Origin of the sequence: Rhizobium sp. CC1099 (genome assembly GCF_029714385.1) — a bacterium.
Classification (GTDB): Bacteria; Pseudomonadota; Alphaproteobacteria; order Rhizobiales; family Rhizobiaceae; genus Rhizobium.
The window spans coordinates 1,980,061-2,004,960 of the sequence record NZ_CP121642.1; the positions used below are offsets into that span (position 1 = coordinate 1,980,061).

Annotated in this window: 26 protein-coding genes and 2 pseudogenes; 16 read left to right on the forward strand and 12 right to left on the reverse strand. The window is 60.1% G+C overall.

All coding sequences use genetic code 11. The annotated features are described in order from the left end of the window. Positions 1-8: 8 nt before the first annotated feature. From QA644_RS30760 to QA644_RS30785, 6 genes are all read right to left on the reverse strand, one after another. Positions 9-1,052, reverse strand: a complete 1,044-nt coding sequence (locus QA644_RS30760; protein ID WP_092585804.1) for an NAD(P)-dependent alcohol dehydrogenase — start codon at positions 1,050-1,052, stop codon at positions 9-11. 28 nt (positions 1,053-1,080) lie between these two features. After that, positions 1,081-1,320, reverse strand: a complete 240-nt coding sequence (locus QA644_RS30765) for a DUF2160 family membrane protein (RefSeq protein WP_283072904.1) — start codon at positions 1,318-1,320, stop codon at positions 1,081-1,083. 4 nt (positions 1,321-1,324) lie between these two features. Next, positions 1,325-2,161, reverse strand: coding sequence for a carbohydrate ABC transporter permease (locus QA644_RS30770; RefSeq protein ID WP_283072905.1), 837 nt, complete (start codon positions 2,159-2,161; stop codon positions 1,325-1,327). Further along, the gene (locus QA644_RS30775; protein WP_183927052.1) at positions 2,161-3,042 is read right to left on the reverse strand and encodes a sugar ABC transporter permease; all 882 of its coding nucleotides are present in this window, start codon (positions 3,040-3,042) and stop codon (positions 2,161-2,163) included. The genes QA644_RS30770 and QA644_RS30775 overlap by 1 nt, the downstream gene beginning before the upstream one ends. A 112-nt stretch (positions 3,043-3,154) precedes the next feature. Then, complete coding sequence (locus QA644_RS30780; protein WP_239603064.1) at positions 3,155-4,588, reverse strand: extracellular solute-binding protein; 1,434 nt, start codon at positions 4,586-4,588, stop codon at positions 3,155-3,157. Positions 4,589-4,826: 238 nt separating this feature from the next. After that, entirely contained in the window at positions 4,827-5,780 is a 954-nt protein-coding gene (locus QA644_RS30785; protein WP_074072574.1) for an AraC family transcriptional regulator, read from the reverse strand. A gap of 408 nt (positions 5,781-6,188) precedes the next feature. Between QA644_RS30785 and QA644_RS30790 the strand changes: the two genes are divergently transcribed. The 4 genes from QA644_RS30790 to QA644_RS30805 all read left to right on the forward strand — a co-directional run bounded on the left by QA644_RS30790 (position 6,189) and on the right by QA644_RS30805 (position 10,620). Next, positions 6,189-7,073 (forward strand): sugar phosphate isomerase/epimerase, encoded by an 885-nt coding sequence (locus QA644_RS30790; RefSeq protein ID WP_283072906.1) that lies wholly within the window; start codon positions 6,189-6,191, stop codon positions 7,071-7,073. 102 nt (positions 7,074-7,175) lie between these two features. Beyond that, positions 7,176-8,369: an ROK family transcriptional regulator gene (locus QA644_RS30795; RefSeq protein ID WP_283072907.1), complete on the forward strand. Its 1,194-nt coding sequence runs from the start codon at positions 7,176-7,178 to the stop codon at positions 8,367-8,369. Continuing rightward, positions 8,366-9,349: a sugar kinase gene (locus tag QA644_RS30800; RefSeq protein ID WP_283072908.1), complete on the forward strand. Its 984-nt coding sequence runs from the start codon at positions 8,366-8,368 to the stop codon at positions 9,347-9,349. The genes QA644_RS30795 and QA644_RS30800 overlap by 4 nt, the downstream gene beginning before the upstream one ends. Next, positions 9,346-10,620 (forward strand): D-tagatose-bisphosphate aldolase, class II, non-catalytic subunit, encoded by a 1,275-nt coding sequence (locus QA644_RS30805; protein ID WP_283072909.1) that lies wholly within the window; start codon positions 9,346-9,348, stop codon positions 10,618-10,620. The genes QA644_RS30800 and QA644_RS30805 overlap by 4 nt, the downstream gene beginning before the upstream one ends. A 234-nt stretch (positions 10,621-10,854) precedes the next feature. On the opposite strand, the gene QA644_RS30810 is transcribed toward QA644_RS30805, so the two are convergent. The 3 genes from QA644_RS30810 to QA644_RS30820 form a co-directional block, all read right to left on the reverse strand. Next, complete coding sequence (locus QA644_RS30810) at positions 10,855-11,763, reverse strand: hypothetical protein (protein WP_283072910.1); 909 nt, start codon at positions 11,761-11,763, stop codon at positions 10,855-10,857. A 388-nt stretch (positions 11,764-12,151) separates the two neighbouring features. After that, complete coding sequence (locus QA644_RS30815; protein WP_283072911.1) at positions 12,152-12,262, reverse strand: hypothetical protein; 111 nt, start codon at positions 12,260-12,262, stop codon at positions 12,152-12,154. Between the two features lie 263 nt (positions 12,263-12,525). Further along, positions 12,526-12,912, reverse strand: coding sequence for a low affinity iron permease family protein (locus QA644_RS30820; RefSeq protein ID WP_283072912.1), 387 nt, complete (start codon positions 12,910-12,912; stop codon positions 12,526-12,528). A gap of 476 nt (positions 12,913-13,388) precedes the next feature. On the opposite strand from QA644_RS30820, the gene QA644_RS30825 reads away from it, so the two are divergent. From QA644_RS30825 to QA644_RS30835, 3 genes are all read left to right on the forward strand, one after another. Continuing rightward, a complete protein-coding gene (locus QA644_RS30825) occupies positions 13,389-13,598 on the forward strand; it encodes a hypothetical protein (RefSeq protein WP_283072913.1) in 210 nt (69 codons plus the stop codon). A 320-nt stretch (positions 13,599-13,918) separates the two neighbouring features. Next, entirely contained in the window at positions 13,919-14,167 is a 249-nt protein-coding gene (locus QA644_RS30830) for a hypothetical protein (protein WP_283072914.1), read from the forward strand. Positions 14,168-14,178: 11 nt separating this feature from the next. After that, positions 14,179-14,508, forward strand: coding sequence for a hypothetical protein (locus QA644_RS30835; protein WP_283072915.1), 330 nt, complete (start codon positions 14,179-14,181; stop codon positions 14,506-14,508). 540 nt (positions 14,509-15,048) lie between these two features. Here QA644_RS30835 and QA644_RS30840 read toward each other — a convergent pair. Beyond that, a complete protein-coding gene (locus QA644_RS30840) occupies positions 15,049-15,255 on the reverse strand; it encodes a CsbD family protein (protein ID WP_283072916.1) in 207 nt (68 codons plus the stop codon). A gap of 263 nt (positions 15,256-15,518) precedes the next feature. Here QA644_RS30840 and QA644_RS30845 point away from each other — a divergent pair, with 263 nt between their 5' ends. From QA644_RS30845 to QA644_RS30885, 9 genes and pseudogenes are all read left to right on the forward strand, one after another. Beyond that, positions 15,519-16,451, forward strand: coding sequence for a LysR family transcriptional regulator (locus QA644_RS30845; protein WP_283072917.1), 933 nt, complete (start codon positions 15,519-15,521; stop codon positions 16,449-16,451). 144 nt (positions 16,452-16,595) lie between these two features. Continuing rightward, positions 16,596-17,309, forward strand: a complete 714-nt coding sequence (locus QA644_RS30850) for an SDR family oxidoreductase (protein WP_283072918.1) — start codon at positions 16,596-16,598, stop codon at positions 17,307-17,309. Between the two features lie 21 nt (positions 17,310-17,330). Continuing rightward, the gene (locus QA644_RS30855) at positions 17,331-17,570 is read left to right on the forward strand and encodes a 4-oxalocrotonate tautomerase family protein (RefSeq protein WP_022712703.1); all 240 of its coding nucleotides are present in this window, start codon (positions 17,331-17,333) and stop codon (positions 17,568-17,570) included. Positions 17,571-17,716: 146 nt separating this feature from the next. After that, positions 17,717-18,037 (forward strand): annotated as a pseudogene (locus tag QA644_RS30860) (hypothetical protein). A gap of 161 nt (positions 18,038-18,198) precedes the next feature. After that, positions 18,199-18,600, forward strand: coding sequence for a cupin domain-containing protein (locus tag QA644_RS30865; RefSeq protein ID WP_283072919.1), 402 nt, complete (start codon positions 18,199-18,201; stop codon positions 18,598-18,600). 236 nt (positions 18,601-18,836) lie between these two features. Then, entirely contained in the window at positions 18,837-19,226 is a 390-nt protein-coding gene (locus QA644_RS30870; protein ID WP_283069102.1) for a transposase, read from the forward strand. Next, positions 19,223-19,576: an IS66 family insertion sequence element accessory protein TnpB gene (gene tnpB / locus QA644_RS30875; RefSeq protein ID WP_283069103.1), complete on the forward strand. Its 354-nt coding sequence runs from the start codon at positions 19,223-19,225 to the stop codon at positions 19,574-19,576. The genes QA644_RS30870 and tnpB overlap by 4 nt, the downstream gene beginning before the upstream one ends. Before the next feature lie 68 nt (positions 19,577-19,644). Beyond that, positions 19,645-21,201, forward strand: a pseudogene (locus QA644_RS30880) (IS66 family transposase). A 95-nt stretch (positions 21,202-21,296) separates the two neighbouring features. Further along, positions 21,297-21,740 (forward strand): VOC family protein, encoded by a 444-nt coding sequence (locus tag QA644_RS30885; RefSeq protein ID WP_283069105.1) that lies wholly within the window; start codon positions 21,297-21,299, stop codon positions 21,738-21,740. 123 nt (positions 21,741-21,863) lie between these two features. Here QA644_RS30885 and QA644_RS30890 read toward each other — a convergent pair whose 3' ends face one another. Beyond that, complete coding sequence (locus QA644_RS30890; RefSeq protein ID WP_026616981.1) at positions 21,864-22,151, reverse strand: hypothetical protein; 288 nt, start codon at positions 22,149-22,151, stop codon at positions 21,864-21,866. A gap of 536 nt (positions 22,152-22,687) precedes the next feature. Then, positions 22,688-23,899: an IS110 family transposase gene (locus QA644_RS30895; protein WP_283072920.1), complete on the reverse strand. Its 1,212-nt coding sequence runs from the start codon at positions 23,897-23,899 to the stop codon at positions 22,688-22,690. Positions 23,900-24,900: the final 1,001 nt, after the last annotated feature.

Consider the following 24,900-nt stretch of genomic DNA (forward strand, 5'->3'; position numbering starts at 1 on the left):
GAGTTCCTCTATTGCGGCAGTGCGATCTGCATCTTGACTTCGCCCTTCGCAGCGGAAGCCGCGATCTCGAAAGCCCGAACGCTTTCGTCGAAATCGAACGTACGGGTGATGAGCGGTTTCACGTCGATCGCCCCCGATGACAGCATGGCCACGCAGCGCGGAAAGACATGGGCATAGCGGAAGACATGCTCCACGCGCGCCTCGCGCACCATGGCCTTGCCGACATCGTAGTGGATCGGATGGACCTGCGAACCGATGAAGACCACACGACCGCCGGGTGCCAGCGGGTCGAATACGCCCTCGGCACCTCCGGGATGGCCCGAGCACTCGAAAACGATCTCCACGCCCCAGCCGCCGGTGGCGGCAAGGATTTCCCTGGCCAGTTCCTGCCGCGCAACGTTGACCGGTGAGATTGGACCGAGCTTGGCGGCAAGCTCCAGCTTGGCGTCATCGATGTCGCTCACGAACACCCGTGCGCAGCCGGCCGCGACAGCCGACAGCGCTGTCACCAGGCCGATCGGACCAGCGCCGATCACCAACGCTATGTCGCCCGGCCTGACCTGCGCCTTGGTGGCCGCATGCACACCCACTGCCAGCGGTTCGACCATGGCGGCTTCGGCGAAGGAAACGTTGTCGGGCAGCTTGTAGGAGAAATCGGCCGGATGGACGACCGTCGGCCTGAGTACGCCATGGATGGGCGGCGTCGCCCAGAAGCGGACTGCCGGATCAATATTGTAGAGGCCAAGGCGCGTCGCGCGGCTATTGGGATCGGGAATGCCCGGCTCCATGCAGACCCGATCGCCCACCTTGAGCGACGTGACCTCGGCACCGGTCTCGATCACGGTGCCGGACGCCTCGTGGCCGAGGATCATCGGTGCTTTCACCTGGAATACGCCGGTGCCGCCATGTGTATAGTAATGCACGTCGGAGCCGCAGATGCCCACGGTGTGGAGCTTGATGCGCACGTCGCGTGGGCCGAGCACCTCGTCACGCTCGATCGGGAAATCGCGCAGCGACAGCTTCATCTTCTCTTCCAGTACCAGCGCTTTCATTGTCTCTGTCCTATTGTCTCAAGAAGCATCAGCCGCGCCATACGATCAGGACCCCGAGCGCGATGGCCAGGACGTGGCAGACCGTCAGCGGAATTGATTGTTCGAGGAACCGCATCCAGAAGAGTTCGAGCGCGACGAACAGGTAGATGCCGACGAAGACGCGGTCGAACCAGTTGGTGATGATCGGCAGAAAGCCTGTCCGCTCGGATTTGCGGCCCGCCACTTCCGGTTCGGCATCGATCTGTCCGGGGTCAAATGGCTCTTGCATCGCTCTACTCCTTGACTGCGCCGAAGGTGAGACCTGCCACGATATGCCGCTGGACCACTGCGAATATGACGAGGGCGGGGATGAGCGTGATCACGGCGATCGCCGCCATCGCCCCCCATTCCGTTCCCGTTGTCGTCACATATTCCGAAAGGCCTGTGGTGATGGTGCGCGCGTTGAAGCTGGTCAGGGTCGCGGCAAGCAGGAACTCGTTCCAGGCGAAGACCCAGGTGAGGATCAGCGTGACGGCAAGGCCAGGCCGTGAAAGCGGGAAGATGACTTCGTGGATAACCTGCCACGTCGAGGCACCATCGACGGTCGCGGCCTCATCGAGTTCCTTGGGAATTCCGTCGATGGTGGGCCTCAGCGTCCAGATCGCGAAAGGCAGGTTGAACGTGCAATAGAGCAGGATCATGCCGATCTTCGTGTCGTAAAGCTTCCAGTCGCCGAACGTGATGATCTGGGTGAAGAGCAGGAAGAACGGCAAAAGGAACACCGCCGCCGGGGCCATGCGGTTGGTGATCGTCCAGAAGAAGATGTTCTCCTTGCCTGCGAGGTCGAAGCGCGAGAGCGCATAGCAAGCCATGAAGGCCAGCACCGTGACCAGCACGGCGTTGCCGCTGGATATGATCATCGAATTGAGCATGTAGCCGCGCAGCGTCTCATTGCCCAAGACGTTGACGTAATTCTTCCAGTAGATCACGTCGAGAAACAGGCTCGGCGTCGTGAAGAGATCGACCGCCGGCTTCACCGAAATGACGAAAAGCCAATAGATCGGGAAAAGCGTCAGCAGGCTCAGCAACAGCCAAAGCGCCACGTAAAGAAGGGGATTGCGGCCCTGCATCAGAATGTCCTCTTCCGTTCGCGTCGAGCCACGAGGGCGACATAGAGCAGCCAGCACATCACCAGGGTGAGGTAAAGGACGATCACCGAGATCGCGGCGCCATAGCCGTAGTCGGTTTTTGGGAAGACGATCTTCCAGATGTGCAGCCCGACATAACGGGTTGCGGCTCCCGGCCCGCCCGAGGTCAGCATCCAGACTTCATCGACAGTGCGCAGCGCATCCATCAGGCGGATAAAGACCGTTGCGAGAATTGCCGGTCGGATCATCGGCAGTGTGACGTGCCAGAAGATCTGGCGGCGGTTGGCGCCATCAATCTGCGCCTGTTCGAACGGCTCTTTCGGCAGGGCGAGCAGTGCGGCAAGCAGTGTCAGCGTCACCAGCGGCGTCCAGTGCCAGATGTCCATGATGACGGTCAGGGTGAAAGCGGTGGTGGCGTCGCGGCCGATGTTGAGATCGTATCCGAACCAGTTTCTCAGGAGATAGGGGATGATGCCGATGCTGGGCGTCGTCATCAGGCGCCAGACCGAGCCGACGACGATGGGCGCGACGATCAGGGGCAGTGTGTGGATCGTGCGGAAGAAGCCTCGTCCAGGAAATTCCCTCATGAAGAGCTGGGCGAGGAGATAGCCCAGCGCGATCTCGCTCAGCACCGCGAAGAATGCGAATTTCATGGTAAAGGCGATGGAGGTCAGGAATTCGGCGTCGAAGACAAGGCGGCGGAAATTGTTGGCGCCGTTGTAGATCATGTCGGGGCTGGCGCCGAACGGGTTCCACTGGTGGAATGCCACGTAAAGCACGTAGATGAAGGGTATGATGCCGAAGATGCCGAGGATCGCGATCGTCGGGGCGAGCATCAGCCAGCCGACAGTGTTTGAACGCATGAATTCCGTGCTCCCGAAAGATATCCGTGCAGATCAACAGCCTGCACTAACGGCAACTGCGCCCGGGTGGCGGTCCTGGGAGAGGCCACCCGGACGCAGGCTCTTGTCGGTGTTATTTGCGATAGCCGAGATTCTTCAGCTCTGCTTCGGCCGCCGCCGCCATCTGGTCGAGGCCTTCATCCGGACCTACTTCGCCTAAGAGGATCTTGTAGAAGATCGGCGCCGTGGCTTCACGCACCTGCGCATGGAAGGGGAAAGGCGGCGCGCCGGCGAAGAGCTTTCCCTGGTCCTTGAGCATGGTGTAGTAGCCATTCAGCTTCTTATCCATGTCGAGGACCTTGGGATCGTCATAGGTCGCCGTATTGGTGATGCGGGGTGCGGCAATCGCCCAATCGGGCTGGACCGAGTCCTGGCCGATGAACTGCAGGAAGAGCAAGGTCGCTTCCTTGTTCTTCGACGTCACCGGCAAGCCGAAGGCACCGCCGTCATAGTAGCCGAGATAGCCTTTGCCGCCCTCGACCTCCTTGAGGACGTCGGGTTCGGTGGGCGGAAGCGCGACGCCGACATTGCCGACCACCTTGGACTTTTCTGCATCCGACGCGATCCAGGCGGCGTTCTCGCCATAAACCAGGCCCTGTGCGACGCGGCCGGCGGCGAATGTCGTCCCGACTTCCGTCCAGGTTGAAGCAGCAGATTCAGGCGGAGCGATGTCCCGCAGATGCAGCCAGTATTTGATGGCGGCCTTGGCCTTGTCGCCATTCATCTGGCCGCCATTCTCGACGGAGGCCGCATAGTTGTTATTGGCGTCGATACCCCAGTTGTAGACGCCGAATGTCGGAGCGATCGACTCGAAGAATTCGTACCAGGAGGCCGCGTGACCGGTGTGCGCCTGGGCCGTCGTTCCCCAGAGCTCCATCCCGTTGTCCTTGCCGTACTTGGTGAAGAACTCGGCAATCTGCGTATATTCCTCATGGGTCTTGGCCGGAGCCAGATCCTTGCCGGTCTCCTTCTTGAAAGCTTCCTGGATTTTTGGATCATTGAAGAGGTCGGTGCGATAGAGATAGACCTTGATGAAGGCTTCCATCGGAATACCGAAGAGATCGCCGTCGGCGTTCTTGAAGTAGTTGGCGAATGTCGTGAAATGGGTTTCATCGAATTCCGGCGCCTTCAGTGACGGATCGTCCTTCAGCGATTTCGAAATGTCGGTCAGGAAGCTGCGCGCCAGATAGGCATAGATGATGTCCTGCTCGATATAGACCATGTCATAGATGCCGGTCTTGGCTTCCATGTCCTTGATGGCCTTGTCGTACATCTGGTCCCAGGAGGTGGTCTCGATCTGGACCTTGATGCCGGTCTTTTTCTCGAATTCCGGCGCAAGCACGTCCTTGATGTAGTTGGACGGCGGCGTGCTTTCGGTCACGCCGTGCAGGACGACACCCTTGTATTTTGCGCCGGCATCCGACCAGAAATCGGCCCTTGCGGGTATTACGCTCGTAAGAACACCGATCGCAAGCGCAGCGATTCCAATTCCACTTTTCCTGATCATAATTCCTCCTCCTTGTGCCTTTGCACCACTTGCGGGCGCTGGCCGGCAAGTACGTTCTCACGACCGACAGGTGTCGGCTCCTCCCAGGTTCCGGCAGCACGGCTCCTCCCGGCTTCCAGATACGGTTCGCCTTCATAGGATCGCGACCTCTGGGCTGCTTTCCCGGCTTCGTTCCTATTGGCGTAAGAAGAGCTTAGTGCGCGGTCTTTTGCTCCGCCACGCGTGGTTTGCCGGCGACCTATACTTTTTCGCCGACTGCCATGGCCGCCGAATAGGCACGAATTTCCCGGAAGGGATCGCTTCGCGCTTGCGTTCCGATCTTGTGTGCGTTGCGCCGGTAATCCGAGGGCGTGCGCCCGCAGATCTTGAAGAACTGCCTGTTGAAATTGGCAATGTTGTTGAACCCGACCTCAAAGCAGATCTCGGTGATCGGCCGATAGGTCTGGGTAAGCAACGAGCAGGCGGCATAGATGCGCGCAAGGATGACGTAGCGCGCGAAGGTATGACCGGTCTGGCGCTTGAAAAAGCGCGAGAAGGCCTGCGGCTCGAGACCGCAGACCTTTGCGACCGAGGCCAGATCGATGTCGTCGCTGTAGTGCTCCAGCACATAGCGCATGGCGACGTCCAGCTCATGGGGCAGTTCCATCTGCGAAGAGGCCGGCGCGAGCCGCGACAGCCTGCGCCGCTCGGCGGGATTGCGTGCCAGTGCGATCATCAGCTGCAGGAAGAGCACGACACGCTCGGCGCCATGGGCGGAGCCCATCTGCGCAAGCAGCCGCCGGCCTTCAAGCGCCGTGGCGCCCAAGAATTGCACGCCGTAGACCGCGTCCTCATAAAGCGGCTTTATCGTGCCGAGCTCAGGACAAAATGAGCCGACGCGATCGGCCCATTCGGGGGTAAACTGGATCAGCACGTCGCGGTTGCGGATCAGCTTGCCGGGCTCGATATCGCTGACCCAATTGTGCGGCACGTTCGGACCAGTCAGCACCAGGCAGCCAGGCTCGAACTCGCCGATATAGTCGCCCACCATCATGACGCCCGAAGTCGTGCGGGTGAGATGCAGTTCGTATTCAGGATGATAGTGCCACTTCGCTCGGAAATAAGGGTAGTCATGCATGTTCCAGCGAAAGGATTCTGCTGGCGGGCAGATGATCATCTCGAAATCGGGTACGATCCGCAAATCGGCTTTCATGGAAATAACCTCCTCCCGACAGGCAGGTCGTGGTTCCCCAGGCGCCTATGTCGGCATGCACGCCAAAAGAGCGTTTCGTCGTTCGGCTCCCTTGGCCAGTCGCAGCTTAAGAGCAAGCGAGCCATTGGTTCCCCCTGCACGTCGGCCTTCCGTTGGCGCTGGTTTGCGCCTTATATGTTGCCTGAAAAAACAAATTAGTTCATTTGGGAAAGCTGTCAACACCAATCTCATAAGCCCAAGTTCCCAAATAACTGCAGGCCACTATTGAGGCATTTGCACGCCGAAAAAAGCATTTGCTCATTTTGACATCGAATGCTCGATCGTCCTCGATCTGGAAATCCGCTTGACAGACGCAACTGAAGCTTTATTTGTTGCGCAATGCAACATACTTTTTGATAGGGGGAGAAGATGGGCCGGTTAGGTATTCATTCTTTCGTGTGGACGGGCGGACAAACCCAGTCGATGCTTGAGGAAGCAATGGAGAAATCCGCCTCCTGCGGTTACAACCTCATTGAGTTCGCCTACCTGCGCCCGGAGAAATTCGATCTCGATGCACTCGCCAAGCGGGCTGCGGCGCTGAAACTCGATATTGCTGTCACCATGGGCCTTCCGGTCAGCCACGACGTGTCGAGCGAAGATGCGCAGGCGGTTCGAGCGGGCGAAGGCATGCTGGCCGACGCCGTGCGCGCCGTGCGCGACATAGGCGGGAGCAAGCTCGGCGGCATCCTTTATTCCGCCCACGCGAAATACGCCCGGATGCCGACCAAAAAGGGATGGGACAGCAGCGTCGCGGCCATCGCCAAGACGGCTGGCCTTGCCCAGTCTGCAGGGATCGACCTTGTTCTTGAAGTGGTGAACCGTTTCGAGACCAATCTTCTCAACACCACCGCCCAGGGTCTCGCCTTCATCGAGCAGGTAGGCTCAAAACATGTGCGGCTGCACCTCGACACGTTCCATATGAACATCGAGGAAGCGAACCCGGCGGCGGCCATCCGGCTTGCGGGCGATCAGATCGGCTATTTTCATATCGGCGAAAGCAATCGCGGCTATCTCGGCGACGGCGTCATCAATTTCGATCTCATGTTCGATGCATTGCTCGACATCGACTACGAGCGCGACATCACCTTCGAATCCTTTTCGAGCGCTGTCGTCGATGAAGGTCTGTCGCTTGCCTGCGCGATCTGGCGCGACACCTGGACCGAAAACATGCCGCTCGCGCAACATGCAAAGCGATTCATCGACCTCAAGATGGACGAAGCGAAACGCCGTCGCGCGACCGTTGCGCGGCCGTGACGGCGAAAGATGGGGGAAAGGTGAAGTCCGGTAGATACCGGGCGTTTGCGGCCCAGTCATGATGTGTCAGTGGTCGGACAAGAGAGGCAAGGAGAATCGCCCGTGAATGAAGTGGGTCCAATCGCGTCTCCGAGCGGGATCCGCCAGCGCAATGAACTCGCGGCGATGCGGGCGCTCTATCGCCACGGCCGCTTGAGCCGGGCGGAGCTTGCGCGCATTCTAGGGCTCAATCGCTCCTCGTCCGGCCATATCATCGCCGGACTAACCGCCGAGGGCCTCGTCCGCGAGGTGGGAACCGCCGAGCAGGCCCAGACGACCCACGCGGGGCGGCCGGGCATCATGCTCGAACTTATGCCCGAAGCCGCCTTTTTTCTCGGCATCGAGATCGGCGTCGAACATATCACGGTGGTTGAGGTCGATCTCGCCTGCCGCATCGTCAACAACCGAATGGAGCCATTCGACGGCCCATCCGTCGATGTCGAGACTGCGGTCTCGCGCGCGATCGCGATCGCCTTCGACACATTGCCGGCCGAACACCGCAGCCGCTGCGAGGGCCTCGGCGTCGCCGTGCCGGCGCAAATGGACCGAAAGGGGCTGATCAACACGGCTCCCCTGCTCGGCTGGCAGAACATACAGCTTGCCGATCTCGTGCGTGCGGCCGTGCCGGCACAAATGCCGGTCATGGTGGAGAATGACGCAAACGCCTTCGCGACCGGCGCGAGCTACGGCGCTCGGGAGGTCCATTCGGGGGTCACGCTCTATCTCGTCATGGAAAGCGGCGTGGGCGGCGGCATCGTCGTCGACGGGACCGTGCTTCGCGGCGCGCGGGGACTTGCCGGCGAAATCGGGCATCTGCGCGTCGATGGTGCCGATGCGCCCGGCCGCAGCCTGGAAAGCGTCCTCGGTCTGGAGTGCATCCTGAGCATCTATCGTTCCGTCTCGACGCAGCCGGAACCGAACTTCGCGACTTTTCTGGCCGATGTGCGCGACCGCGTTCCCGGCGCCGTCGCCATAGCAGAAGACTGGGCGCGTGCGCTGGCTTACGGCCTGATTCAGGCCTGCAGGATCATCGATGCCGACAGGGTCGTCCTTGGCGGTTCGGTCGCCGCGCTCTATCCGTTGATGGCGGCGCGCGTCCTGCATCACATTCGCTCCATGCAGGAGGAGAGCTTTCCGCTGCCCTTGATCGAAACAAATGGCGATGAGACGGTGGGGCCGGCCTTCGGCGCTGCCTGCATGCTTCACCAGCGCTATCTCCTGACCGACAGCGCGCGCCCTGCCGAGGATGCTGCATGACACCGACAGGCTTAGCCCCTGATGCCCTTGGACCAACGATAACGATCGGCGAGATCCTCGTCGAGATCATGGCAACGGATCGCGGCACGGGCTTTCTCGAGCCGATCACTCTCATCGGCCCCTACCCCAGCGGGGCTCCGGCAATCTTCATCGATCAATGCGCCAGAATAGGCGGTTCGGCCGGCATCATCGCCTGCGTGGGCGACGACGACTTCGGCCGCGTCAATGTCGCACGGCTGCGCGCGGACGGCGCCGATGTCTCGGCTATTTCGACCAGCCCAGAGTTTCCAACCGGCACCGCCTTCGTGCGCTACCGGAATGACGGTTCGCGCGATTTCGTGTTCAACATAGCAAGATCCGCCGCCGCCCAGATCGACCTTACCGCCGCGGCGCGCGCGCTCATTGCCCGATCGGGCCACCTGCATGTCATGGGAACCGCGTTTGCTATACCCGGCGCCATCGAGATTATCGAACACGCGATTGCGGCGATCAAGGCTCGCGGCGGCAGCATCTCCTTCGACCCGAACGTCCGCAAGGAGTTGCTCGGGCAATCCGAAACCCGCGCCCGCTTCGCAAGGCTTGTCGATATCGCCGACCTGATCCTCCCGTCTGGAGAAGAGCTGTTCGTCGCGGCTGGCGTCGAGGGTGAAAGTGAGGCGGTCCATGCGCTCTTCGCCCGTAACGCCAGCGAAGTGGCACTCAAGCGCGGCGCAAAGGGCTCGACCGTCTTCACACGGGAAGGCCGACGCATCGACTGCCCGGCCTTCGCAGTCGAAGAAATCGATCCGACCGGCGCCGGAGACTGCTTCGGTGGCGCCTATGTCGCGTGCCGCCGGCTCGGTATGCCAATCGAACAGGCGCTCACCTATGCCAATGCGGCCGGCGCCCGCAATGTCACGGCCAAGGGGCCGATGGAGGGGGCCGGCACCCGCGCCGAACTTGACGCCTTCATCGCCATGACACCGGGGCACAGCCCATGACATTCGTACTCGCCAACCTAGCGTGCAGCCGACGCACGGGCGGCATGGCCGGCATCACTTCCGTTTGCTCGGCTCATCCCATCGTGATGCGCGCGGCCCTTCGACATGCCGTGGCGTGCGATGGTCCGGTATTGATCGAGGCGACCTGCAATCAGGTCAATCAGTTCGGTGGGTACACGGGCTTGAAGCCCCGTGATTTTGTGGCGCTGGTGGAAAAGATCGCCGGCGAAGAGCGCCTGCCGCGAGACAAGGTCATCCTCGGAGGCGATCATCTTGGCCCCAATCCATGGCGCGCAGAACCTGCCGAGGTCGCCATGACCAAAGCGGAAGACATGATCGCCGCCTATGTCGAGGCTGGCTTCCGCAAGCTCCATCTCGATACGTCCATGGGCTGCGCGGGTGAACCGGTCGCGCTCGACGACGCGACGACAGCCGGACGGGCCGTGAGGCTGGCGGCCGTGGCGGAACGGTGCGCGGCCTCTTTACGCGGTGAGCCACCGGTCTATGTCATCGGAACCGAAGTGCCGCCGCCTGGCGGCGCGCATCATGTGATCACCACGCTCGAACCGACGGGCGTCGACGCGGCGCGCAAGACGATTGCGCTGCACCGGACGCGGTTTGACGAAGCGGGCCTCGGCAAGGCCTTCGACCGCGTGCTGGCGCTTGTCGTCCAGCCTGGAGTCGAGTTCGGCAATGAAAACGTCATTGCCTACGACCGGGCGAAAGCACAAACCCTTTCCGCGCTGCTCGACGAGGAGCCCGCGCTTGTCTACGAGGCGCATTCGACTGACTATCAGGGCGCGGAAGCGCTCCGCGAACTCGTCGAGGACGGCTTCGCCATCCTCAAGGTCGGGCCGGAATTGACCTTCGCACTTCGGGAAGCACTCTACGGACTTGACCTGATCGCAAGCGACTCCATCCCCGGTTATCCGAGCCGAAACCTCATGGCCGTGATGGACGCGCTGATGAGGAAGAACCCCGGCCACTGGAAAGGCCACTATCAGGGTTCGCAGGCTAAGCAGCATATCCTGCGACACTACTCCTATTCCGATCGTATTCGCTACTACTGGAACCACCCCGCGGCCGAGGATGCCGTCTCGCGGCTCACGCAAGCACTCGACGGCCGGATCATCCCGGCACCTCTTTTCCGGCAGCATCTGCCCACTTTGGTGAGGTACGCTGGAAAACCCCTTGAACCGCAGGAGTTGCTGATCGACGCGGTGCGGGCAGTTCTCGACGAATACCAAAGCGCTCATCAGCCGGGTCGATAACAACACGCATCGCAATCAACGACGACCCCACCCTAGCGCAACGTTGCGATTGACAGACCAAGCGGTAAGCTCGCAACGAGAAACAAGTGCTTCGTCAGCGAGACGACACCTGCCGACGAGGTCGTCGGCGCCACGGTGATCCTGACGCTATGGTCTCGTCCCCGACTTCTGCCTCAAAGCTGCCGGAGGTCCGGGACTGCAGAGCATTTACAGGACATGCGGCGGATGTCGGTTTCACATGCGATTTAGAATTACGTCTTCTTCCTCGTCTCGCTGTCGGCCTCCGAGTGCTGCGGCAGCAGAGGCAATGAAAGCGCCTATCAGGAGAGACAGAGCGCCGAGCATCGCAGTCGTTGCCGCTGCCTCACGTGCCTCGTCTGCAGCTCTTTGGGCAGCGATCTTGGCATCCTCCACACGCTTTAAGATGGCGTCAACGCGCGTCTTGGCATCGGCCTCCGAAAGACCCGCGTGCGATGCCACGATCGTTGCGAGATAGTTTTTGTCCTCATCTGGGATCCCGCCTTGAGCGGCGCCTTGAAGAAGGATTCTCGAGACTTCAGCCGTGGCTGCACCCTGGTCGGTCGTGGCCTGCGCGCGGTTTCGGTCTGGTCGAAGCAAAGCATCGGTGAAATAGGACGCCGAGAGATCGGTCGCCGGCGACTGTGATGATCCTGCTGCGACAGCGCCAGCAAGACTTGCGTTGGTCGCCGCTTGGCCGACTGCCTGCGCGCCGGCCCCAGCAAGCGAGGTCAAAGATGACGTCAGGAAACCCACCACGAAAATCGTGGCAACCGCCCAACTGATCAAACCATGAGCGGTGTCCCGGAAGAAGACCTCGTCGGTGTGAACAGCCGCCCATCTCGTGCGGAGCCGGCCCGTGAGGTAGCCCCCTAACGCTGCCGACAACCACTGCACGACCACCAGCCAAATCGCGGCCGTCACGCCAATGGCCTCTGCCGAAGCGCTCTGTCCCGTCCAAGGTGACACCATCGTCAGCCCAACACCAGATCCGAGAAGCAAAAGGATCAGGGTAACGCCTGTGGCGGCAAAAGCACCACCGAGGATCGGTCCCCACGACATCGCGGACTTGGACGATTCGACAGGAGTGGCCGCGACGTCTGGACCTGTCATGGACATGGACATGGACACCCCCTATCGCATGAAGAGAACAAGGAGAATGACGATTGGCAGTGGAATGCCGAGAAGCCAAAGAAGAATACCGCGACCCATGGCGTTGCCTCCGATCTTGAGGTTTTGAAGTTATTGCAGAGACTTAACGCTGACGCCTGTTCAATGTTCCGGCGGTCTAACGACCGACCTGCGCTAAATCCTGTCCGTACCGGCAACAGTTCGTGGCCTGGTTTTATCAGTCGATCGTTGCGAACCCGCCGGAGCATGAACGTTTGCATGTGTGAGGCTGCGCCGCTCGGATCCCGGACGATTGAGGCAGGACCGATCCCGGCAAAATGGAATTATGCAGAACTCGTGTGCAACCAATGCTGGCCGGCAGTCTGCGGGGCCGCGACTAGGGTCACCCTCCCACAACCGGGGCGTCCTCGTCCCTCTCCAGCCGTTCCACACCAATCATGTGGTTTCGCGCGCCACTCGACCTGATGAGTTCATCGACTTTCGTGTGAAGCACCCGCGTGTCGCGGTTCTGGGAATGCTGGAAAAGAACGAGGATGTTCCCAGCATATTTGTTGCCAGGAGCGATTGCTTGGTTGGACCCGTCGCCAAACCGAAAATAACCCAGATTGCGATAACTGCGGCAACGGCCATCAGGGCAAGCCTGCTTCCGACGATACGGAGTGATCCGACAGGCGACCAACGAGCTGATGAGCTACTGGGGTGCGCACGATCGCTTTCCTCACCAGACTGGTCAGGCGCGACGCCTGGAGTGTCCTGCTAAACTGCCGTCTTCTCCTCCGCCTTTTGATCGACGCATTCGGCTTTTTCCGCCAGCGTCTTGCTCATTGCTCGAAGCTCGTTCTCGCCGAGTTTTTCAATTCCGACGAACTTATTCTGCGCCTGGGATGTCAAGATGAGTTCATCGAGCTTCGCCTGAAGAGCTTTCCCGTCGCGATTTTGCGAGTTCTGCAGCACGAAGACCATCAGGAAAGTGATTATGGTGGTGGATGTGTTGATGACGAGCTGCCACGTCTCCGAGAAGTTGAAGAACGGGCCGGATATCGCCCAAATCAGAACCAAAGATCCCGCAAGAATGAAGGTCCCCGGTCGGCCGGAAAGGTCGGCCACTCCTGCTGCGAACTTGGAAAAAAACCTGGACGCCATTTGCTACCTCCGCGCTGATCGTTCCCATTAACGGCCGGGAAGCGTAGCGGTTCCTCTGCGCATCGACGTCGGTCCTCTGGCGGGTACGCATGAATATGTCGGCAGTGTTCCTTTTTTGCAGGCGGAAATGTTCACGGCCCGAGGACGAGCTGCAATGCGGCTCACTGTCGGTTGTTGATTGGGGCCTGAAAAGTTGGGCAGCTGCATACCCCCAGATCCGCACTTGGTAGTTCCCGCGCTGACACTCGGGGTTGACGCATCTAGCGCAAACTCTAGCTGCAGTCCGGGCGCATCAACATCGAGAGGATGGCAAGTGCTCCAGCAAGAACGCATGGACCGTGCGAAGCGCACGACGCAGACCGCGAAGAATATCATCGACGAAGAACGTCGCCTTCGTGTCGCGAAGAGCAAACGCCTTCGCGCAGCTCGAATGGCAACACCCCGAGAAAAAACCATCTTTAACAGGGGAGATGAAAATGCCTCAGCTAGATAGAATTCCAGTCATTCCGCTCCACGATGAACATGTCGTCACAGCAAGAGAGGCGCTCGAAGGGCTTTATCTGAAACTTCAGCAGGAGGCCGAAGTGCGCCTGGTTGCCGCAGCACTCCGTGCAGGCTGGTCCGCCGAGGAAGCGATAGATGCCATCGACGACCTTCGGAAGGAAGACGTGCAGGTCGTGAATTGACGCGGCGAGGTTTGTCGCAATGATACCGGCAGATCAGGGTAAGCCCCTCGAGGAAGGGTCGATGGCCAGCGTCATCGGCAATTTTGCCGCATTGTTCGGTTGTTTTGAAGTGGCGCTCCCTCCATTGCACATGCAGGTAGAGGAACTTTTTTATCGCTCTGGTAGTTGAAGCCACCGACCGCGTTAAAATGCTGCAGACTGGAAGGCAACATCTCCTGCAGCACGTGCGGCCAAGGGCTCGCCTCTTCCTTCTTTGGAGGCGAGCCCATGACGACTCCTCCCAGGTAGCCGCTCCTTTTGGCTGGATATCATCGACGAAAGTGGCATTCCTCGCCAAGCCGATGCGCGCCAGCATTCACCGCTTGCCGGGTAGGAGCCGTGAAGCCGAAGATTGGGAATATCCGACGTCGCGGTCAGCCGCCGCCGGTCCTTCGCACCACCTGCTGATCGCCATTATCCCGGACGGCACGCGCTATGATCAGGACTTTTCAAGCCTTGCCGCCCGATCTCCCGTCAGTCAGGGAAAATACCGTGGGAACCTCGAGTGTGCTGCCTCAAAACAACAATAGGAGGAAGCGTCATGAAACTCACTTCGTTTGCTCTGATTGCCGTTGGCATGGCAGCTTTGACATCCCAACCGAGCTTTGCCGACTGCGTGGACATAACCGGGTCCACAACGACGGAGGGTCGTAGCGGCATCGCCAAAGATGGTACTCATGCTCCGATGGAAGGCAGTGAAACCACGCAAGCGCAAAAGAACAAGGCTGGCGCCAATGCACCTCAGAAAGAGGGTGGAACACTGCCGTTGGCCAAGAACCCCAATCTTGCGACGTCTGAACAGGACGTGGTGGCACAGCAGCATGGCGATAAAACCGCTGCTGCGAAGGCTCAGCAAGACAAGTGCGATTAATCAGGCGAACTACATCGTAGATGTGAGGAGGCATTCGCCTGCTAGGGCACCTGGCCGCCCAAAGTCTGCGACGGAACCACAAAGCGTGATTGGCGAGCTGCTCTGTCCTTCGAGATTTTTGGTGTGCAGGATCGAAAGGGCGTAGCTCCGGTGCTTCGGGCATGGACCTAAGCTCCTGCCGCGAGGTGCGGGCAGCTTGGTTGGAGGGCTTTGGCGATTGCCGTTCTGATCTTCTTGATGTTCTGGGCGGTTGCGACCATGAGCTCTGGCATCGGACCCGGATGCGACTTACCGCGGTGCCCATGAGGCCGCCTGGCATCGGGGAAGGAGCGTTCGAACGTCTCCTTTCGTCAGTATATCTCGCCTTGCCCCAACTGCTGAGCCGATGAGCAGTGATCGTTCGGCACCAGCTCATCGAACGGCGCCATCTCGACCGTCTAGTCGGGAGGTTTCTTCACCATGTCCCAGTGAACACAAACCCCCGGCACAGCCAGGGGTTTGTCTTAAGTCTGACCCAGCGTTTACCCGGTTTTTTGTTTCTTAGTGCCATGTCTGGTTTTCATACCAATCATCGACGTCTTGATGGACGCGGTCGCGGGCCATGCCGTAGCGCTCCTGGATCTTTCCCTCCAGCTGCTCGCGCTTGCCGGCGATCTGATCAAGGTCGTCGTCTGTGAGCTTGCCCCATTGTTCCTTGATCTTGCCCTTCAACTGTTTCCAATTACCCTCGACGCGATTCCAATCCATAGTGTTTCCTCCTTTTGTTGTGCCGAGAAAACGGCCCGTGGCATGTTTTGTTCCGAGCAGCCGCGCCACCTGACGACGCAGACAGCGCGGTCGCGCCGGCACTTAATGCCTTTCACAAAGCCGTCGATGACGGCTGCAATGCTGTAACTCCGCCTGTGGTTGACCCGGAGGCTTGTTTAGGTCCGTCGCATGTTTACTTCCTGCTATTTTCGGGTGAACACTTACTGATTGGCCTTCACTATCCCGGAGATCGGCAGAATAAAATGGACCGTATCGATGCAATGAAAGTGTTCGTCACCGCGATCGACGAAGGCAGTCTGGCAGGTGCCGCCCGGCGGCTGAAGCGATCACCGACTGCGGTCAGCCGGGCGCTGAGCTTCCTGGAAGCCCATGTCGGCGTTGAACTGCTGCATCGAACGACCCGCACCCTCAAGCTGAGCGACGCGGGTCAGCGTTACGCCGCAGCCTGCCGGCGGGTCCTCGTCGATCTCGAGGAGGCTGACATGTTCGCCGGCGGTGAGCGTTCCGCCCCTCGTGGGATGCTGACGATTTCGGCGCCGCCAATCGTCGGAGAAGAAGTCGTGCATCCCATTGTGGACGAATTCCTTGACCTACACCCGGCCGTCTCAGTTCGGCTTCTGCTGCTGGATCGGTTCGTCAATCTGGTGGACGAAGGTGTCGACATTGCCCTGCGCATCGGCCATCTCGCCGATTCATCACACATCTCCACCCGGCTCGGCGGCGATGTGCGGCGCGTAGTCGTTGCATCCCCTCACTATCTAGCCACTCATCCCCGCGTCGAAGAACCCGCAGATCTCACGAAGCACAAAATCGTCGCCTTTGCCAATTTCGGTCTCGACTCGTGGAGCTTCACGCCGGCACAGGGCTCATCCATTCCCCGGACAGTCCAGTTCACGCCGAGGTGCATCGTCAACAGCGTGCGGGCTGCAGCCGCTTCGGCCGCTGCCGGGCGCGGTTTGACCAGGCTCTATTCGTATCATGTCGCAGACTATGTGAGGGACGGCCGGCTGACGACCGTGCTCGCAGATGCCGAGCACCCGCCGCTGCCGGTTCATCTCCTCGCACCACAGGGCCGCATGCCCGTCCCGAAGGTCCGCGCCTTTGTCGATTTCGCCACGCCGCGACTGCGCTCGGAATTTGCACGCTTGGCATCGCAGGCAGGTACGCTCGGCTGATTATGCCGATTTCCGGAGGAGTGTCACGCAAACACCGGCAATTCTCTCGGAGCCCGGATGGATCTAAATCAATTGCACCAACGCCGAGGGCGAAGGGCCGGCGCAGATGAAGCGCCCGCTGCAATTGAAAAAGGATCCACGTCCATGAGTACTGAACGAAAAGTCGTCATCATCACCGGGGCATCACAAGGGATTGGCGCTGAATTGGTTCGCGCCTACCGCGACCGGAACTTCCGTGTCATCGCCACGTCCCGCTCGATCAAGCCCAGCACGGACCCGGATGTTCACGCCGTGCCCGGCGACATCAGTCAGCCGGCGACTGCCGAACGGATCGTGCGCGAAGGGATTGAGCGCTTTGGCCGCATCGATTCCCTGGTAAACAATGCCGGCGTCTTCCTCGCCAAGCCCTTCATCGAAATGACCCAGGAAGACTATGACCACAACCTCGGTGTCAATGTGGCCGGCTTCTTTCACATTACCCAGCGCGCAGCCGCCTGGATGCTGAAGCAGGGTTCGGGCCATATCGTCAGCATCACCACGAGCCTTGCCGATCAGCCAATGGTCGGGATGCCCTCGGCGCTCGCCTCCTTGACCAAGGGCGGCCTGAACGCCGTGACCCGGTCTCTGGCGATGGAGTTCTCGAAGAGCGGCGTTCGCGTCAACGCGGTGTCTCCAGGCGTGATCAAGACGCCCATGCATCCGGTGGAGACGCACTCGGCGCTCGCCGAATTGCATCCAGTTGGCCGAATGGGTGAAATCCGCGACATCATCGATGCCGTCCTTTATCTCGAAACCGCTGGTTTCGTGACCGGCGAAATCCTCCACGTCGACGGCGGCCAGAACGCCGGCCGCTGGTGAACTTCTCGAAGGGAGATCACAATGCCTATCGTCACCGTACAGGTTACCCGCGAGGGGACCACTCCTGACCGCAATTCGGTCACCGCCGAGGAAAAGGCCGCCATTATCAAGGGCGTCAGCGAGGTGCTGCTCAACGTGCTGAACAAACCCCTTGAGTCGACCTACGTTGTGATTGAGGAGGTCGATCTCGACAATTGGGGCTGGGGTGGCCTTCCGACCGTACAGTATCGCGGCATGCGTGCCGCGGCAGCAAAATCCTAAGCCGCCGGCAGGAAGCTTCGCACGCGAGGGTCGGGCTTTCGCCCAGGAACTCACGACACGATTGAGATCGCTGCGTTCGTCAATCTGATGATCTACAAAGGGCGCGTGCGAGACGCCGCCCTTTTGCAAACAAAACGAAAAATACCATGACACTCGTATCCAACAGCGAGAGACCGCAAAAGGTCGATCTGAAGCTCGAGGTCGTCATCACTGCTGTTTCGACGTCGAGCGCGCAAAGGATTTCTACGGCAGCCTCGGCTGGAGGCTCGACGCCGACTTTGTTGTTGATGACACCTCGACGGACGTTATGAGATTCCCGTCACCGGCCGACCTCACGAGCGCCTTGCGTCGTGCGATAGGTCGCCCACGGCGCCTACGAAAAGCAGCTCGGCCACAGGCGGGGACTAGCTTACCTGTACGCCGAATACATGGTCCGGGAGCAAGCCGGCGAGCCGTTGCCGTCATGAAGAATGGCGCTGCAGTCCCTCGACATGAAAGCCCTTTATTCCTCTACATGGCGTTACAAAAGCGCAGCCCCGCGGACACATCGACGATACATGCTCTCGGTCAAATTGGCGGTGCCGTCCTCGAAGGTGACGGCTTGGTCTCAGCACGAAAGGATGACCATATGAAAACGATCAAACTCGTAGCAGCTGCCCTGCTGATCGCCGGGAGCGGAGTGACGCTGCACATGGCGCAGGCTCAACAACTGGGAATTCAGCGCACCGATCTTCTGCAGCACGATCTCGACGTGCCCGGACGCGAGCTTGTTCAGGTGCGCGTCGACTTCGAGCCTGGCGCAGTTGCCGCTAAGCATTCTCATCCCGGCGAAGAGATCGCCTATGTCCTTAAAGGCTCGCTGGAATACCAGCTCGGGGATGGGAGGCCCGTCACGCTCAAGGCCGGCGAAACTTTGTTCATTCCCGCCGGAGTGGCCCACACGGCGAAAAACGTCGGCAGCGGCAAGGCCTCGGAACTCGCCACATATATTGTCAAGAAAGGGACCCCACTCGTCGTACCGGTCAAGTAGATTTCAGATGCGGCTCAGCGCACTGTCGATGTCCGGAACGGATGCCCATTCCTCCGGGAAGCAGAACCGAGCCGCATTGGTCTCCCCGCCCCGGCTGCATCAATCACATACCGGGTCGTGGCTTCAATATGGTTTCTGCAAGCAAGGCCGTCGGTAACCGATGTTCCGACCCCACATTGCCGGTATTCGCCTGATCTGGGATGGGCTTCCATGGAAGAGCGACAAGGAGTTTCTCCATGGAGACTACGTTGGAGGTTCTCACGACGCGGCGGGGCCGACGTGAGGCTCATCGCCAATGGCCGGACGAGGTCAAGGCCAGGATTGTTTCGGAGAGCTTGCGACCGGGCGTGACGGTGAACGAAGTCGCGGAACGCTACGGCCTGAAGGCAAACCATCTGTCGTCCTGGCGAACTCTGGCGCGGCAGGGCAAGCTGGTTTTGCCGGAGCCGGAAGAAGCAGTCGAATTCGCGGCCATGGTTATCGAGACGCCCGTGCCGGAGCCGCTGGCTGCCAAGGCGGTTTCCCGCGCTGAGGTTATCGTCGGTCCGGTCACGATCCGCCTTGAAGAAGGTGCGTCTGCTGCCCGGATCGCAGCCATCGCGCGTGCCTTGGCGGCGACGACATGATCTTCCCATCGAACCGCGTGCGGATCATGGTGGCGACCAAACCGGTCGACTTCCGCAAGGGTCACGACGGATTGGCAGCGCTTGTGAAGAACGAGCTGCGCAGGGACCCGTTCACCGGAACGGTCTTCGTGTTCCGGTCTCGCAAGGCGGACCGGCTGAAGCTGATCTACTGGGATGGCTCTGGTATCGTGCTGGCCTACAAGAGGTTGGAAGAGCACACCTTCACCTGGCCCGGCATCAAGGATGGCCTGATGACGCTGAGCCACGCCCAGTTCGAAGCCCTGTTTGCGGGTCTCGATTGGCGGCGGGTTCGTGCGGTCGAGGCGAGAGCACCGGAAGCCATCGAATAGCTGCGGCACGATGACTCGCACGACAGATTCCGAAGGCAAGATCGGTCGGGATTTGATAGGTTCCGGCCATGCTGGACGCCGCCGATCTTCCCGATGATGTTGCCACCCTGAAGGCGTTGCTGGTCGCGGCGCGGGCACGCGAGGCAGGCAAAGACGCCCAGATTGCCCGCAAGGATGAGCGGATCGAACGGCTTGAGAAGCTGGTCGCGGCCTTCAAACAGGCAGCCTTCGGGCGCAAGTCCGAGAAGACTGATCCCGACCAGTTCGATCTGGCGCTGGAAGACCTGGAAACGGCCATGGCAGCGATCCATGCCGAAGAAGAGGCGGACGCTTCTGCCGGGAACAGGGTCACCAGGCCACGCGCGACCAATCGCGGCTCTCTTCCAAAACATCTTCCTCGTGTCGAAGAGGTGATCGAGCCGGAAAGCCTGATCTGCGCCTGCGGCGGTTGCTTGCATTGCATCGGCGAAGATGTCTCAGAGCGGTTGGACGTGGTCCCGGCGCAGTTCCGCGTCATCGTCACCCGTCGCCCCAAATATGCCTGCCGTGCCTGCACCGACGGCGTCGTTCAGGCCCCGGCTCCAGCACGGCTGATCCAGGCAGGGCTGCCGACGGAAGCTACCGTCGCCCATGTGCTGGTCTCCAAATATGCCGATCATCTACCGCTCTATCGGCAGGCCCAGATCATGAGCCGCCAGGGCGTCGATCTCGACCGCTCGACTCTTGCCGATTGGGTCGGCCGGGCAGCGTTCGAATTGCGTCCCGTCTTCGACGCGCTGATTGCCAACCTGAGGCGCTCGTCCAAGCTCTTCATGAACGAGACCCGTGCTCCGGTGCTTGATCCCGGCTCGCGCAAAACCAAGACCGGATACTTCTGGGCGCTGGCGCGAGATGATCGCTCATGGGGCGGCGGTGCTCCACCAGGTGTGGCCTTCACCTACGCTCCCGGTCGCGGGGGCATTCATGCCGAACGGCTATTGCAGGGCTTCTCCGGCATCCTGCAGGTCGATGGCTACGCCGGATACAACAGGCTGATTGCACCAGACCGGATTGGCCCGGACATTCGGCTTGCCTATTGTTGGGCCCACGCTCGCCGCAAGCTCGTGGAGATCACCCGCAACGGAGCAGCACCTATTGCCGAGGACGGCGTCAAACGGATCGGCGAACTGTATCGGATCGAAGCCGAATTGCGCGGCCTTCACCCGGAGGCTCGCCTCGCCAGGCGATAGGAACGATCTGCCCCGCTGATCGCCGACATGCAGGCCTGGCTCGTCCATCAACGTTCGCGCGTCGCGGCCAAGTCCCCGCTCGGTGAGGCTTTGGCCTACATCGCCAAATACTGGGATGGTCTCAAGCTGTTCCTGACCGACGGTCGCATCGAGATCGACAACAACAGCGTCGAGCGGACCATCCGGCCTATCGCCCTCAACCGCAAGAATGCGCTCTTTGCCGGGCACGACACTGGGGCCGAGAACTGGGCAACCATCGCCTCGCTCGTAGAGACCTGCAAACTCAATGCCGTCGATCCGCTGGCCTACCTGACCGCCGTGCTCACTGCCATCGTCAACGGCCACAAGCAGAGCCGGATTGGTGAGCTTTTGCCATGGAATTACCCGGCGGAGTAGATGTGCCCAAAGGCCTGAGTCGACACAAAGGCGACTTCTTCCGTTGCCCTCGACCAATCGATATGGTCGCCTCATAGACGAGGATGACGAACGCCATGACACTTGCTCACATCAACTTGGTAGCTCGCGATGCAGAAGCGCTCGCAGCGTTCTACATAAACGTCATGAAATGCGAATTGCTTCGCGCACCCAAAATGTTGTCCGGGGAAATCGTTTCGCGAGGAAATGGCCTTCCGAACTCTGAGATATACACGATCTGGCTCAAATTCCCCGAACTTGAACGCCCATTTCTGGAAATACACGAGCATACGGTTACCCATCATCGTGATCAGCCAAGGGTCAACGAACCAGGCTTCGGCCACCTATCATTCCAAATGGAGGATATAAGCGACGCACTTTCGAAGATTCTTCAAGCTGGGGGCTCGCAGATCGGCAACATCACGGATTTTGGGACACCAGAGAAGCCATATCTGATCGCGTACGCACGCGATCCAGAGGGAAACGTCCTTGAGCTTGAGCAAACGAGCACTGGCCGCTAATGGCTGCATGGTCGCCATCCCCGTCATGTCCTACAGCACTCGGCACTGCAAAACGCAGCTCGGTCAAAGTGTAAGCTCGACACCTACTGCGCGCCGTGTCCGGCCGGAGGCTCAGCCTACCTCTCAAGTGAGCCCGCGTGGCGCGAAGAAGCAGCGGATCGTCATATGCGGGGCGGACGTGCAAATGTGATACTGGCTGTCTTCGCTCTCCAAAACCCGGTTCTTGGGGATGAAGTATCTTGTCTTGGACCCGGTGCGGATGTTGAAGTTGCCGCCCGGCAGCGGCTCGACATAGCGCGGGCTGATGACCCGGCAGTCCTTGTTGTCGCAGCATTCGTAGCCGGTGACCGGATCATGGTGGCCGGAATACCAGTTATGGGCGACAGCGAGAGCGATGAGGACGAGCTTCATGTCTGCTTGACCTTCTCGGTGCCGAGGGCCCAACGCTCAACTTCGAAAAGACCCCACGGTATGACAATAGCGGACGTTTGCGAGTGCTCCAAGCGTTGCCGATTAACGACGGACCGCGGCGCTCGCCAATGGCCTTCTGATACAACCGCTCGATCTTGTGACCGGTCGACCAAAGCTGTTCGCGACCGATGCCTTCGGAAGCGCCTAAGCCGGATCGTCAGATTGGATCGTCTCCCTATCGTCCGCGCCGACGAAGGTGGACTGATGTCCGTTGTCAACGCTTTGGGCATGAGGAAGCTACCGCTCTCGCGAACGGTCCTCTCATGATGATCGCGCATGGGTGGAGGCGGAACTGAAGGACGTCGGTGATCAAGCTCTGATGCGCGGGTTGGCTACCGCATTCCCGATTGTGCGTGCGGGGCTGTTCCTATCTTACTGCGGGCGTCGGTCGATGCCGGCCACAAAGCGGTGACGGATATTCCCCTGCCGTTGTCCCGCCTCCGCCCATGCGCGAGGTGCAAGTTCGCTGCAGTGACCTATGTTCTGATCGCCTGCGCCTCCCTTGCAACAGCCCACATGAAGCCGGCCAGTTCACGGGCAATTGCAGTGCAAACCACCGTCGTTCGTTTTCCCCGTGCGGCCAGCAAGCGATATCGAGCCGTCAATCGGCTCTGAGCTTTCCACGCGATTTCTCGCACTCTCGGCGGGGCTTCCTCCAAGCGATACAGCTTCCTTACGCCCAGCTTCGGCGGATGGCGATACGTCCACGCACTCTCAACAAGCATGTGTCGAACTCGACCGTTGCCAGCCTTCGTTATTCCGCCTCGTCTCACGGTTTCACCCGTGGATCGCTCGCCAGGAACGAGACCGAGATAGCCCATCAATTGGCGTGGGCTTTCAAATCGGGTTACGTCACCGACCTCCGTGGCGAAGGTGACGGCGACAATTAGATCGACACCACGCAGGGTCTGCAGCGCTCGAACGACCGGGGCGAGAGACCAGTTCGGGACAAATTCCTCGATCACTTTCTCCAGTCGTTCGGCACGCTCCTTCGAAGTGCGCACTGCCTCGACCATTTCCTGCAGTGCTATCTGATGTGCCGGATGATCAAACTGCTGCTCCTGCAGCCAGCGCAGATACCGCATCGTCCAGCCTTTCTTGCGCGGATAGATGCGACCATGCTTGAGCATGAAGGCGCTTACCTGTTGCCGGTGAACCCGTAATGTCTCGATAGCGGCAGAGCGGGCGCGAACGAGATCTCGCATAGCTTCGTGACCTTCGTCGGGAACCCAAACGGCCGTGAGCTCGCCGGCCCTCAATAGCCGGGCGAGCGCAAGCGCGTCTCGACGGTTCGTCTTAACCCGGTCACCAGGCTTCCTCGGGATCAGCGACGGAGCGACAACCATGCAGTCATGGCCAAGCGACTTGATGAGCCGGTGAAGGCCGTAACCGGTGGGGCCGGCCTCGTAGCAGAAATGCACGTGATCAAACTTCGCGACTATTCGCTGGATAATGCGGCGCATGCTGGCATCCGATGCATCAATCTCGCCGAAATAGCGAACTTCTCCGTCCCGGCCGGATTCAGCAATTGCAATCGCATTCTTCAGTTTGGCGACATCGATTCCGACAAAAGCTTCTCTATAATCTGCCACGGCTCGTCCTCCTGTCGTGAGGATCGGCTCGGCCCTTCCGAGCAACCCTCGGAAGACCAGTGTAGGGCGAGCCACCTCAGCCACGAAGACGGACATACGGTCTTACGGCCGTCGGGCGCAGCAATCCGGATTTCCCGGGGATGCTTGACTTCGCTCCGCGTCCCCGCGGCGCCCTGCAGGACGGTAGTAGGCGAGATTGGCCAGTTGGATATTACTGGCTGTCGCCGTCACCGCAACGGCAGGCTTTTTCTTGGATGGATCCGACTTTGAAGTCACTCGGCTACGAGTGCGTAAGATCGCACGGGGTCCCGCATCCCGTTAGCCTTACCGTGCTTCATTCTTTGAGCTGCTTGAGCAGTCTAGTCAATGAGGAGGAGTAAGAACAAGGCCGCCTGCCCGAAGCTGCCGGCTAAGCAATCGCGGGTTGCTCAATGCTGCCTTTGTCCCTATATAGAAACAGCTGCCGCGTGTACCTATTCCTCCCGGTGCCGCCAGCTGTTCCCCTCTGGAGGTTCACACCTTCACATCTCATGGGCCGCAACTACCAGCGGCCCATTTTTTTGCGGCAGTCCCGCTCCATTACCGGCCAGCCTCCAGCAAGCCATTTACTCTTGAGGTGTCGTTTTTGCTCCGCGAGGAAACTGCCCGAGCGGGGTCGGCCGAGTAACGAACGGTGTTTCCGCAAGCCGAACAGGTCCTTCAAGCGAGCCGTTGTCCCCCTTGCCACTCTGTTGGGCGGATACCCCAGTTCATGCGATGCGACAAGGGCTCGTCCCGGAGGGTCTGGGGGTCGAGGCGAGCCCCGTCGCATCTCGCGCCGCAGGAGGTTAATCTACGGCACGTCGGAAGCTTGAGCGGACTGCCGCTGCGGAAGCAGTGGCGTATCCGTCCAAGGCGAAAAATGCCAGATAGCCGCGCCATGGCGATCCCGGAAATAAGGTGCTCCAACCACCTGCGGCAAACTCCAGTGCGACCGCGTAGAAAAATGCCCCGCAAGCGGCGGGGCATTGAGAAATGCGAAATCGCCGCAGAGTGGACGACTAAGCCTAGTTTAGCTTGGAGGGGCTTGCCGTCAACTTGGACTAAGGTCCCAACTC